Raw genomic sequence first — 12,084 nt, forward strand, 5'->3', positions numbered from 1 at the left:
GTCCACCGTCAGGTCATCGGCGAAATGCCGGTCACCGGTGGCGTCGGGCACGTACTTCACACAGACAACGATCCTCAAGCTCACGCCGGCTCTCCGTCCTACCTGGGTGTGGTTCGTAGGGATGACAATATGGCACTCAGTACCCTCTGTAAAGGAACCGGGTGTCAGAATGCGCCTTCCGGTGCTACGTTCCCGGCATGACTGACGCGCGCAGAGCGGCGAAGAAGACACCGATGCGGGAGGTGCTCGCCCAGGCGGCCTTCCAGCTCTTCCTGGAGCGGGGCTTCGAACGGACCACGGTGGACGACATCGTGGCGCGGGCCGGGGTCGGGCGCCGGTCGTTCTTCCGCTACTTCCCGTCCAAGGAGGACGCGGTCTTCCCGGACCACGAGCGGTGCCTCGCCGACATGACCGCGTTTCTGGCCCGGGCCGGCGACGCCGACCCGGTGGACGCGGTGAGCGACGCGGCCAGGCTGGTGCTGCGCATGTACTCCGCCGATCCGGAGTTCTCCGTCCAGCGGTACCGGCTCACCCGCGAGGTCCCCGGACTGCGCACCTACGAACTGTCCGTGGTGCGGCGGTACGAGCAGACGATGGCCGGATATCTGCGCGGCAGGTACGGCGAGTCGGGCGACGGGGCGCTGCGCGCCGAGGTGATCGCCGCGTCCGTGGTCGCCGCGCACAACAACGGGCTGCGGACCTGGCTGCGTTCGGGCGGCGAGGGAGACGCGGAGGCCGCCGTCGACCACGCCCTCGCGATGGTGCATCAGGTGTGGGGGAGCGAGGCGGAAGGGGGCCCGGCCGTGCCCTCGGCGGATGGCGACGTGGTGGTGATGGTCGCCTCCAAGGGCGCTCCGATGTGGCGTGTGGTGCAGCAGATCGAGGCGGCCATCGGGCAGGACTGAGCCCCGGTCCGGCCTGATCTGGCACTGAGTGTCTTTACGATTCGGCACTCAGTGCCCTATGGTGCGGACGCGCCGACGCGCAGGTGCGGCGCATCCGAGCCGAGCACAGGGGGTCGACCGTGTCCCAGTCATCAAGTGGCACCGTGCAGACGGTGCATGAGGAAACCGGCCTGGAGTACAGCCGGTGCCGCTGGTGCGGCACGGCCTCCTTCCGCAGGCTGCTCTGCCCGGTGTGCGCGTCGGGCGACCTGAAGCCCGAACGCAGCGCCGGCCTGGGTGTTGTGGTGAGGTCCGGCGTCGTCCACCGCTACACGCAGGCCGCGCGCAACGAGTCCCTCGTCCGCCTCCCCGAAGGCTTCGTGTTCCGCTGCCGTGTCGTGGGCGCGGCACCCCACCGCGTGTCGGTCGGCGCCCGGGTACGCCCCGTCGCCGCGGACGGCCCGGACACGGGTGAGGTGGTCTTCGAGCTCTGCGAGCCGCCCAGGGACGACGACTGGTTCTGAGCGGCGCACCGTCACCGTCGGCTTCTCCCGGCGACCGCGTCGTCGGTCCCGTCATCGCACATCCCGCAGACGACGGGCTGCACGTCGTTCCCCTGCTGTCCCAAGGACCGGGGCGTGTCCGTCGGATGCCGTGGTGACAGGATGTCCGCCGGGGAGCGGGACGGCCGGGCTGGCGGGGGGATGCGTGGCGCGCACGGCAGTCGAGGTGCTGGACGATCTGCCGTGGGAGCGGCTGGAGCCGGCGCTCGGGCACGACCTCGCCATGGAGCTGCGGCGCGCCCTGCGGGGCCTGGCGCGCAAGGGTGCGGCGGCGGCCGAGGAGGACTGCGGCCCGCTGTTCGACTGCGTCGCCCCGGGCGCCCGGGGCGTGAGCGCCGTCGCGACCGCCGCGCTGCCGTTCGTCGTCGCGCTCGCCGGCCATCCGGACATGGGCGCCCGCCCTACGCTCGTCCAACTGCTGGCCGGCCTGCCAGGGGCGGCGGCCGAGGCCGGCGAGGCGGAAGCGGACGCGGAGTGGGACGAGGCATGGCGGCACCATCGGCCGCGGATTCTGGCGCTGCTGACGGACCCCCGGCCCGAGGTGCGAAGAGCGGCGCTGCCTCTTGCGAAGGGCGTCGGTGAGCTGCTGGAGCGGTGGCGGGCCGAGACGGACCCGACGGTGCGCCTGCCCGTGCTGCTCGCGCTCGGAACCACCGCGGCCGGCTCCCGCGAGGCCGAGGAGGTGCAGCAGGTGCGGGAGGTCGTGGCCGATGTGCTGCGGACCGGCACGCCCGCCATGCGCGTCGCCGCCGTGCACGCCCGGGCCGCGTTCGATCCCGGGGCGCCGGTCCATGAGCTGGACCTGCTGGTCCAGGCCCTCGCCGACCCGGCGGCGCGTCCGGGGTTCGAAGCGCTCTGGTACGTACCGGACATCGAAGGTCCCCTCAACCGTGAGGACGTCCTCTCCTGGACGGCCCACCTGTTCGAGGGCGCGCCGGGGACGGCGCTCTCCTTCGTCGTCCGGCTCGTCGACGCGGCGCGCCGGACCGGGGACACCCCGCTGTGCCGGGCCGCGCTGGACGAGGGGTGGCGGCTGCTGGTGTCGATGCGTTCCGCGGCGCCCGCGCTGCTGCCGCGCGCGGGCGCACTGCTGGCCGACCCGGACGACGGCGTGCGGTACCGGGCGGCCCACCTGCTCGCTGCGCTGGGCGCGCGGGCGGCCCCGTACGCGGACGAGCTGGCCGCGCTCCTCGACGACCCGGGCGAGGACGAGTTCTTCGAGGGCACCGTGGGCGACCACGCCCGCTGGGCGCTGACCCGCATCGGCGACCGGCGCGCCCTGCCGGAGCTGGTCGAGCGGCTGTACGCGCCGTACAAGGACCAGTTCTCCCGGGGGTACTGCCAGGGCGACCCGCATCTGCCGGAGGTCGAGGACGTACTGGCCCCACTGCGGGCGCACGCGGAGGCCCTCCTGCCCGCGATACGGCAACTGCTCCGTGACAGCGGCAAGGGCGCCGCGCTGACCTCCCCCTTCCTTCGCGTACTCCAGGCATGGGGACCGGCCGCGGCGCCCGCGCTGCCGGAGGTGGTGGCCCTGCTGGACGACGCCCGGTACTCACTGGCCGCGGTCGACGCGCTGGTGGCGATGGGGCCGGCCGCGGCCTCCGCCGAGTCCGCGGTGCGCCGGTGCACGGTCCTCGACGCCCCCGGCAACCACCAGAAGGTGGCATGGGCCGCCTGGCGCCTCGGCGGCGACCACGACGCGGCGCTGCGGCTGATCGGCGAGGCGGTGTTGGCCGGGGAAGAGCCGTTCCACGGTCCCGTCCACCTTCTCGGCGACTTCGGCCCGGCGGCCGTGCCCTACGCCGACCGGGTGCGCCGGCTCATGGAGACCGGCGACACCTGGCTGCGGCCACGGGCGGCGGTCGCGCTCTGGTCGATCACCGGTGAACCGGAGCCGAGCGCGACCGTCCTGGAGGGGTACCTCCCTCCCGTCGCCCACGGCGGCGACGGCTACGGCAGCTTCCTCCACGCGCTGCGCGCCCTCGCCCGGATCGGCACCGTCTCCGGGGCGGCGCGGGCGGTCCTGCGTACGGTGCGGAGCTTCGACGGGCCGCTGTCGACGTACCGCGACTACCGGGCGATCCTCCAGGACGAAACGATCCGGGCCGCGATCGACGACGTACTCGCCCTGCCCTGACGACCGGCCGTTATCCGATCGTCAGCAAAATTCGTCCGCTATGTGGGAACCCCCCTTGCCCTGCGGACTGTATGCGAAATACGGTCTGCGATATTCCTTGATCACCCCTGGCGGGAGGTAGGCCCTCGTGCGCCGAAAAGTGGTTGCCCTGGTGGCAGTTGCATTGGTGTCCCTCACCTCGGGCTGCACATCGCTGCAGTCCTCGGCGACCGAGGTCGGCGGTGTGCGGAAAACCGACGAACGGTCCGTACGCGACGGCGGGACACTCACCGTCGCTCTCAACTCCGACCCGGACAAACTCGACCCCACCCTCGCCCAGACCCTCGTGGGCCGGACGGTCTTCGCGGGCATGTGCGAGAAGCTCTACGACATCGACGAGGACGGCGTCGTCGTACCGCAGCTGGCCGCAGCCCTGCCCACCACCTCGGCCGACGGCCGCACCGTCACCCTGCGGGTGCGCCGTGACGCGAAGTTCAGCGACGGCACCCCGCTCGACGCCCGGGCCGTGGCCGCCTCACTGCTGCGCCACCGCGACCTGCCGGGCTCCGCGCGCGCCACCGAGCTGGCCCCGGTCAGCACCATCGAGGCCACCGGCCCGGACACCGTGACGATGAGGCTCAAGCAGCCCTACGTCCCGCTCACCGGGGTGCTCGCCGACCGGGCCGGGATGGTGATGTCGCCGGCCGCGATCGAGAAGTACGGGAAGAACTTCACCAACCACCCCTCCTGCGTGGGGCCGTTCCGCTTCGTCGAGCGCGTCGGCGGCGACCGGATCGTGCTGAGGAAGGACCCCAACTACTACGACGCGGACAAGGTCCACCTCGACGGCGTCGTCTACAAGCCCATTCCCGACGGCAACGTCCGGCTGGCCAACCTGCGCTCGGGCGATCTCCAGATCGGCGACCAGATGGGCCCCATCGACGTACAGAGCGCGCTGACCGAGCCGGGGCTCCAGCTCTTCAACTCGCCCTCGCTCGGCTACCAGGGCATCGGCCTCAACGTGGGCAATGTGAACGGGCTCGGCCAGAAGCCGGGGAAGCTCGACACCCCGCTCGCCCGCGACGTACGGGTCCGCGAGGCGTTCGAGCTGGCCATCGACCGCGACACCCTCAACAAGGTCGTCTTCCAGGGCATGTACGAGCCGGCCTGTGGCCCGATCTCCCCGCAGTCCGCCATCGCTCCCGGTGTCGCGCCCGAGGACTGCCCGAAGCGCGATGTGGCGAAGGCGAAGAAGCTGCTGGAGGAGGCCGGGGTGAAGACCCCGGTGAAGATCGAGCTGAAGACTTCCACCACCCCCGAACAGGGCCGCGTCGGACAGGTCCTCCAGGCCATGGTCAAGGAGGCGGGCTTCGATCTCGCACTGCGGCCCACCGAGTACGCCACCATGCTCTCGGAGACCGACGCGGGCCACTACGACGTCTTCACCAGCGGCTGGTCCGGCCGGCTCGACCCGGACGGCAACGTCTCCAACTTCCTGAGGACGGCGGGCGCCATGAACGCCTACGGCCTCGGCGACCCCGGGATCGACCGGCTGATCGACGAGGGCCGCACCGTCGCCGACCCGGCCCGCCGTACCGAGATCTACGACGAACTCACCCGGCGCGTCCAGGACGCCCACACCATGATCTACCTCTACCGGCAGAAGAACTATGTCGTCGCCACCAAGTCCGTCGCGGGCGTCCGCGTCTACGGCGACGGACTGGTCCGGGTCAAGACTGCGGGGTACACCCGATGACGAAGTACCTGCTGACGCGGCTGCGTCAGTCCCTCATCACGCTCTTCCTCGTCTCCGTCGTGGTCTTCGCCGGCATCCGGGCACTGCCCGGCGACCCGGCACTCGCCCTGGCCGGCGAGGAACGCAGCCCCGAGGCGCTCGCCGCGATCCGTGAGGCGTACGGCCTGAACGACAACATCGTCGTGCAGTACGGACGGTTCATCGGCCACGCCCTCACCGGCGACCTCGGCACCTCCTCCCGTACCGGACTCCCGGTCGCGGACGCCATCGGCCAGGCACTGCCCGTCACCCTGGAACTGGCCGCGCTCTCCCTGCTGCTCGCCGTCGTCCTCGGCATCGGCGCCGGAGTCGTCGCCGCCGTGCGGCGCGGCAGGCCCGAGGAGTGGCTCGCCAACGTCATCGCGCTGATCGGGCTGTCCATCCCGACCTTCTGGCTCGGCATCGTCCTGGTCCTCGGATTCGCCATCGCCATACCGGTGTTCGCCGCCTCCGGCTACGTACCCTTCGGCACCGACCCGGTCGACAACCTGCGCCGCATGGTGCTGCCCGCGATCGTCCTCGGCTCCGGGCTCGCCGCCGTGGTGATGCGCCAGACCCGGGCCGCGATGCTCGACTCGCTCTCCGCCGACTACGTCCGCACCGCCCGCGCCAAGGGACTCTCCAAGCGGTCAGTGATCGGCGGGCACGCACTGCGCAACTCGCTCGTGACCGTGGTGACCGTGCTCGGACTCCAGCTCGGCCATCTGATCTCCGGCGCCGTCGTCACCGAGCAGATCTTCGTCCTGCCCGGCTTCGGCAAGCTCACCATCGACGCCGTCTTCACCCGCGACTACGCGACACTCCAGGCCGTGGTGCTCTGCACCTCCGCCGCGTACATCCTCATCAACCTGCTGGTCGACGTGGTCTATTCGGTCATCGACCCGCGCATCAGGCTCGGAGGCGCCCGGTGACCACAGCGACCCAGACGCTCCCCACCGCACCGGGGACCACCGCGAAGAAGCCGGCCGGCGGCGGCAGGCTGCGGGCCCTGCGCAGGAACCGGCTCGCCCTCACCGGCGGCGTCATCGCCGCGGTCTTCGTCCTCGCCGCCCTGTTCGCCCCGCTGATCGCCCCGTACGACCCGGCACAGCCCGACTTCGGCAACGTACTGGCCGGACCGAGCCCGGCGCACTGGCTCGGCACCGACGACCTCGGCCGGGACCAGCTCTCCCGCATCGTGTACGGGGCACGGGCCTCCATGCAGGTCGGCCTGGTCGCCGTCGTGCTGGCCTTCGTCATCGGCGTACCGCTCGGGCTGCTCGCCGGCTACTACGGCAGGCTCACCGACAGCGCCGTCTCCCGGCTCACCGACACCATGCTGGCCTTCCCCTTCCTGGTGCTGGCCGTCGGCCTGGCCGCGATCCTCGGCCCCTCGCTCACCAACGCCACCATCGCCATCGGCATCTCGCAGATCCCCGCCGTCATCCGGATCACCCGGGCCGAGACGCTGCGGCTCAAGCACGTCGACTACGTCGGGGCGGCCATCGTCAACGGCGGCGGCGACGGCACGGTGCTCTTCCGGCACATCCTGCCCAACGCCACCTCCGCACTGATCGTCCAGGCGACCGTAGGCATCCCTGCCGCGATCATCGGCGAGGCACTGCTCAGCTTCCTCGGCCTCGGCGTCCAGCCGCCCGCCCCGTCCCTCGGCGTGATGCTCTCCGGCGCCCAGTCCTTCCTGGCGCCCGCGCCCTGGCTCGCCGTCTTCCCCGGCCTGGCGATCGTCGCGGCGACGCTGGCCTTCAACCTGCTCGGCGACGGACTGCGTGACGTCCTCGACCCCCGCGGAGGCACCCGATGACCGAAGCCGTACTCGAAACAGCGCCCGGCGCCGTGCGCGAACCGGTGCTGAGCGTCCGTGACCTGTCGGTCTCCTTCCGCTCCGACACCCGGACCGTGCACGCCGTCGACGGGGTCTCCTACGACCTCCTCCCCGGCGAAGTCCTCGCCGTGGTGGGGGAGTCGGGGTGCGGCAAGTCCGTCACCTCGATGGCCGTCATGGGGCTGCTGCCGCCCACCGCGCGGATCGGCGGCTCCATCCGGCTCGGCGGCCGGGAACTGGCCGGCGCGTCCGAGAAGGAGCTCCAGAAGGTCCGCGGCAAGGACATCGCGATGATCTTCCAGGAGCCGATGACCTCGCTCAACCCGGTCCTCACCATCGGCCGGCAGATCGGCGAAGTGCTCCGCAGACACCAGGGGCTGAACCGGAAGGAAGCCCGGACACGTGCCGTGGAACTCCTCGGCCTGGTCGGCATCCCCGCCCCGCAGCGGCGCGTCGAGGAGTACCCGCACCAGCTCTCCGGCGGCATGCGGCAACGCGTGATGATCGCGATCGCGGTCGCCTGCGACCCCTCCGTACTCATCGCGGACGAACCGACCACCGCACTCGACGTCACCGTGCAGGCGGGGATCCTGGAGGTCCTCCAGTCGCTGCGCGAACGGCTCGGCACGGCGATCGTCCTGGTCACCCACGACCTCGGGGTGGTGGCCGACGCGGCGGACCGGGTACTGGTGATGTACGCGGGCCGGACCGTCGAACAGGCCCCGGTCCACGACCTGTTCGGCTCCGCCCGCCACCCGTACACCCGCGGGCTGCTCGGCGCCGTGCTGCGGCCGGGCGGCGAGGGCAAGCGACGGCTGCCGGAGATCCCCGGACTGGTGCCGAGCCTCGACAGCCAGCCGGACGCCTGCACCTTCGCACCCCGGTGCGGCCGCGCCGACGACACCTGCACCGGCAGCCGCCCCGCCTTCAGGTCCATCGGCCCGAAGGCGGGCGCGGACGCCCGGCACCGGGTGGCGTGCCGGCACCCCTACGGCGCCGACGAGCGGTCCGGCACCGCCGGACCGGCCGCCACCGAAGCGACCGGCGCAGCGTCCGCCGCCGCGCGACCCGACCAGGAGGCCGGAGAGTGACCACCCCGCAGACCGTCCCCGCACCGCGCGACAGCGACCGGGACTCCTCGCGCCGGCAGCCCCCCGTGCTGCGGATCGACTCCCTGGAGCGGCACTTCGCCGCCTCCGGCGGCGGCACCGTCCGCGCCGTGGACGGCGTCTCCATCACCATCGGACGCGGAGAGGTCGTCGGCCTCGTCGGCGAGTCCGGCAGCGGCAAGTCGACCGTCGGCCGCTGCGTCGTACGCCTCGACGAGCCCACCGGCGGCACCGTCCACATCAACGGCACCGACGTCACCCACCTCTCCCGCCGCGCCCTGCGCCCGCTGCGCAAGGACTTCCACCTGGTCTTCCAGGACCCGTCCTCCTCGCTGGACCCGCGCATGACGATCGGTCAGATCATCGCCGAACCGATCAAGCTGCACCGGCGGGACCGCGGCGCGGACGTGAGGGCCCGGGTCGAGCAGCTCCTCGGCCAGGTCGGGCTGCGCCCCGAGCACGCCGACCGTCACCCGCACGAACTCTCCGGCGGGCAGCGCCAGCGCATATCCATCGCCCGCGCACTCTCCTGCGACCCCGACCTCGTCGTCGCCGACGAACCGACCTCCGCGCTCGACGTCTCCGTGCAGGCGTCCGTGCTCAACCTGCTCGCGGACCTCCAGCGAGACCGCGGCTTCGGCTGCCTGTTCATCACCCACGACCTGGCCGCCGTCGAATACCTCGCCGACCGCATCGCCGTGATGTACCTCGGGCAGATCGTCGAACAGGCCCCGACCGCCGAGCTGTTCGCCGCCCCGAAGCACCCCTACACGCAGGCACTCCTGTCCGCCGCCCCGGTCCCCGACCCGGTCGAGCAGCGCTCCCGCGAACGCATCGTGCTGCACGGCGAACTCCCCAGCCCGCTGGATCCCCCGCCGGGCTGCCGCTTCCACACCCGCTGCCCGCTCGCCACCGAGCGGTGCCGCACCGAGGTCCCGGAACTGCGCGAACTCCCCGGCACCCGGCAGGTCTCCTGCCACCTCGTCGGCGACGACGGCACCGCCCCGGACGCCGCCGCCTGACCTCCCGTACATACGATCCGATCCACCCCTTCCGCACGTCGCAGCAAGGAGCCGCATCCGTGTTCACCACCCGGCCCACCCTCCAGGGAACCTTCGGCATGGTGTCCTCCACCCACTGGCTCGCCTCGCAGTCCGCGATGGCGGTCCTGGAGGACGGCGGCAACGCCTACGACGCGGCCGTCGCCGCCGGATTCGTCCTGCACATCGTCGAGCCGCACCTCAACGGCCCGGCCGGCGAAGTGCCGATGATCCTGGCGCCGAGGGACGGCGAGGTGCGGGTGCTGTGCGGCCAGGGCCCGGCCCCCGCGGGCGCGACCGTCGCCCACTACCGCTCCCTCGGCCTCGACCTGGTCCCCGGCACCGGACCGCTCGCCGCGGCCGTGCCGGGCGCCTTCGACGCCTGGATGCTGCTGCTGCGCGACCACGGCACGAAGACCGTCGCCGAGGTCCTGCGGTACGCGATCGGCTACGCCGAGGACGGCCACGCCCCCGTCGAACGGGTCGGCCAGACCGTGGAGACCGTCCGTGAGCTCTTCGAGACCGAGTGGCCGTCCTCCGCCGAGGTGTACCTGCCCGACGGCAAGGCACCCAGGCCGGGCGAGCTGTTCCGCAACCCCGCACTCGCCGCCACCTGGCGCCGGCTGATCACCGAGGCGCAGGAGACCGGCGGCGCGGACCGGATCGCCCAGATCGAGGTCGCCCGCAAGATCTGGAGCGAGGGCTTCATCGCCGAGGCACTCGTCCGCCAGGCCGCCCGCCCCACCATGGACACCAGCGGCACCCGCCACACCGGCACCCTCACCGCCGCCGACCTGGCCGGCTGGTCCGCGTCCTACGAGGCGCCCGCCACGTACGACTGGAACGGCTGGACACTCGCCAAGGCGGCGGGCTGGAGCCAGGGCCCCGCCTTCCTCCAGCAGCTCGCCCTGCTCCCCGCCGAACTGCCCCGGTACGGCAGCGCCGACTACGTCCACCTGCTCATCGAGGGCTGCAAGCTCGCCATGGCCGACCGCGAGGCCTGGTACGGCGACGCCACCGACGTACCCTTGGACACCCTGCTCTCGGAGCCGTACAACGCCGAGCGCCGCGCCCTCATCACCGCCGAGGCCTCGCACGAGCTGCGCCCCGGCAGCCCGGACGGCCGCACCCCGGTGCTCAGCGGCCACGCCCACGCGGTCGCAGCCGGCGAGAGCGGCTTCGACGCCATGGGTATTCCGACGGCGGGCGTCGGCGAGCCGACCGTCGCCAAGGACGGCACGACCCGTGGCGACACCTGCCACGTCGATGTGGTCGACCGCTGGGGCAACATGGTCTCCGCCACCCCCAGCGGCGGCTGGCTCCAGTCCAACCCGGTCGTGCCGGAGCTGGGCTTCCCGCTCGGCACCCGGCTCCAGATGGCCTGGCTGGACGAGGGCCTGCCGAACTCCCTCACCCCCGGCCGCCGCCCCCGCACCACCCTCACCCCGTCCCTCGCTCTGCGCGACGGCGTCCCGGTCATGGCGTTCGGCACCCCCGGCGGCGACCAGCAGGACCAGTGGCAGGTGCACTTCTTCCTGGCGGTGGCGCTGCGCGCCGAGGTCCGCGGCGGACTCGACCTCCAGGGCGCCATCGACGCCCCGAACTGGCACAACGACAGCTTCCCGGGTTCCTTCTTCCCGCGCGGGATGCGCCCCGGCAGCGTCACTGTCGAGGCGGGCATGGACCCGGAGGTCGTCGAGGAGCTGCGCCGCCGGGGCCATGACGTCACCGTCGGCGACCCCTGGTCCGAGGGCCGGATGTGTGCTGTGGCCCGCGACCCGGAGACCGGGGTGCTGTCCGCGGCCGCCAACCCGCGCGGCATGCAGGGGTACGCCGTAGGACGCTGAGCGGCCACTTCCCCGACATGACCGGGTCGTCGGGGTTCCGGCGGGACGTGATTGGCTGGGGGCATGATCGATGAATTCCTGGCCGGAGACCTGACCGAGGTCGAGGCGGCGGTACGCGCAGCGGCCGCCGCCGAGATCATGCCCCGCTTCCGGCAGCTCGCCGCGCACGAGATTGTCGAGAAGAGCGGCCCGCACGACCTCGTCACCACCGCCGACCGCCTCGCCGAGGAACACCTCACCGCCTCGCTGACCGAGCTGCTGCCGGGCTCGGTCGTCGTGGGCGAGGAGGCGGTCCACGCCGACCCGCGGGTGTACGACGCGCTGGGCGGCGACGCCCCCGTGTGGATCGTCGACCCGGTCGACGGCACCCGGCAGTTCGTCCGCGGCGAGCCGGGCTTCTGCACCCTGGTCGCCCTCGCCCACCGCGGCGAACTCCTGGCCTCGTGGACGTACGCGGCGGCCCTGGACGAGATGGCGATCGCGGTCCGCGGCCGCGGCGCCACCCTCGACGGCGAGCCGATACGTTCCGGCTCGCCCGACCCCGGGTCCGTGCTGCACGTGGCGATGTCGCACCCCGACTACACCACCGACGCCCAGAAGCGCGCCCTGCTCGGCCTGCGCACCGAGGGGATCGAGGCCAGGCCCTGCGGTTCGGCGGGGCTCGAATACCTCTACGTGGCCCTCGGCGAGCAGGACGCGGTGGCCTTCAACTGGGAGTACGCCTGGGACCACGCGGCGGGGCTGCTGCTGGTCGCCGAGGCGGGCGGCGCCCAGGCCACCCTCTCCGGGGCGCCCTTCCGCATCACCGGCGGCAACACCCTGCCGTTCACGGCGGCCCGCGACGGGGCGACCGTCGAACGCGTCCTTCGGGCGCTCCGCGGCGGAGCCTGACCGGGCGCGACCCC

General features: G+C 72.6%; 10 protein-coding genes and 1 pseudogene. 10 read left to right on the top strand and 1 reads right to left on the bottom strand.

From position 1 onward, the window contains the following. Nucleotides 1–84: pseudogene (locus ACFVH0_RS35555) on the bottom strand (electron transfer flavoprotein subunit beta); the annotation flags it as partial. Nucleotides 85–233: 149 nt separating this feature from the next. Between ACFVH0_RS35555 and ACFVH0_RS35560 the strand changes: the two are divergent. The 10 genes from ACFVH0_RS35560 to ACFVH0_RS35605 all read left to right on the top strand — a co-directional run bounded on the left by ACFVH0_RS35560 (nucleotide 234) and on the right by ACFVH0_RS35605 (nucleotide 12,070). Continuing rightward, entirely contained in the window at nucleotides 234–905 is a 672-nt protein-coding gene (locus ACFVH0_RS35560) for a TetR family transcriptional regulator (RefSeq protein WP_385827145.1), read from the top strand. Between the two features lie 152 nt (nucleotides 906–1,057). Continuing rightward, a complete protein-coding gene (locus ACFVH0_RS35565; protein ID WP_385827090.1) occupies nucleotides 1,058–1,408 on the top strand; it encodes a Zn-ribbon domain-containing OB-fold protein in 351 nt (116 codons plus the stop codon). Between the two features lie 184 nt (nucleotides 1,409–1,592). Next, on the top strand, nucleotides 1,593–3,587 hold the full coding sequence (locus tag ACFVH0_RS35570) for a hypothetical protein (RefSeq protein ID WP_385827092.1): 1,995 nt from the start codon (nucleotides 1,593–1,595) through the stop codon (nucleotides 3,585–3,587). A gap of 151 nt (nucleotides 3,588–3,738) precedes the next feature. Next, on the top strand, nucleotides 3,739–5,322 hold the full coding sequence (locus tag ACFVH0_RS35575) for an ABC transporter substrate-binding protein (protein ID WP_385827094.1): 1,584 nt from the start codon (nucleotides 3,739–3,741) through the stop codon (nucleotides 5,320–5,322). Next, complete coding sequence (locus tag ACFVH0_RS35580; protein ID WP_259929533.1) at nucleotides 5,319–6,272, top strand: ABC transporter permease; 954 nt, start codon at nucleotides 5,319–5,321, stop codon at nucleotides 6,270–6,272. Before ACFVH0_RS35575 ends, ACFVH0_RS35580 begins: the two co-directional genes overlap by 4 nt. Next, on the top strand, nucleotides 6,269–7,162 hold the full coding sequence (locus ACFVH0_RS35585) for an ABC transporter permease (protein ID WP_385827096.1): 894 nt from the start codon (nucleotides 6,269–6,271) through the stop codon (nucleotides 7,160–7,162). Before ACFVH0_RS35580 ends, ACFVH0_RS35585 begins: the two co-directional genes overlap by 4 nt. Next, nucleotides 7,159–8,274 (top strand): ABC transporter ATP-binding protein, encoded by a 1,116-nt coding sequence (locus ACFVH0_RS35590; RefSeq protein WP_385827098.1) that lies wholly within the window; start codon nucleotides 7,159–7,161, stop codon nucleotides 8,272–8,274. Before ACFVH0_RS35585 ends, ACFVH0_RS35590 begins: the two co-directional genes overlap by 4 nt. 65 nt (nucleotides 8,275–8,339) lie before the next feature. Next, nucleotides 8,340–9,314: an ABC transporter ATP-binding protein gene (locus tag ACFVH0_RS35595; protein WP_385827147.1), complete on the top strand. Its 975-nt coding sequence runs from the start codon at nucleotides 8,340–8,342 to the stop codon at nucleotides 9,312–9,314. Nucleotides 9,315–9,373: 59 nt separating this feature from the next. After that, nucleotides 9,374–11,179 (top strand): gamma-glutamyltransferase family protein, encoded by a 1,806-nt coding sequence (locus tag ACFVH0_RS35600; protein WP_385827100.1) that lies wholly within the window; start codon nucleotides 9,374–9,376, stop codon nucleotides 11,177–11,179. Between the two features lie 63 nt (nucleotides 11,180–11,242). Beyond that, on the top strand, nucleotides 11,243–12,070 hold the full coding sequence (locus ACFVH0_RS35605) for an inositol monophosphatase family protein (protein WP_385827102.1): 828 nt from the start codon (nucleotides 11,243–11,245) through the stop codon (nucleotides 12,068–12,070). The last annotated feature ends 14 nt before the right edge of the window (nucleotides 12,071–12,084 follow it).

Origin of the sequence: Streptomyces sp. NPDC127117, assembly GCF_042677325.1 — a bacterium.
Classification (GTDB): domain Bacteria; phylum Actinomycetota; class Actinomycetes; order Streptomycetales; family Streptomycetaceae; genus Streptomyces.

Bases quoted from the DNA above. Each gene is read 5' to 3' on its own strand.
- ACFVH0_RS35560 (WP_385827145.1), top strand. From the start codon at position 234: ATGCGGGAGGTGCTCGCCCAGGCGGCCTTCCAGCTCTTCCTGGAGCGG.
- ACFVH0_RS35580 (WP_259929533.1), top strand. From the start codon at position 5,319: ATGACGAAGTACCTGCTGACGCGGCTGCGTCAGTCCCTCATCACGCTC.
- ACFVH0_RS35590 (WP_385827098.1), top strand. From the start codon at position 7,159: ATGACCGAAGCCGTACTCGAAACAGCGCCCGGCGCCGTGCGCGAACCG.
- ACFVH0_RS35605 (WP_385827102.1), top strand. From the start codon at position 11,243: ATGATCGATGAATTCCTGGCCGGAGACCTGACCGAGGTCGAGGCGGCG.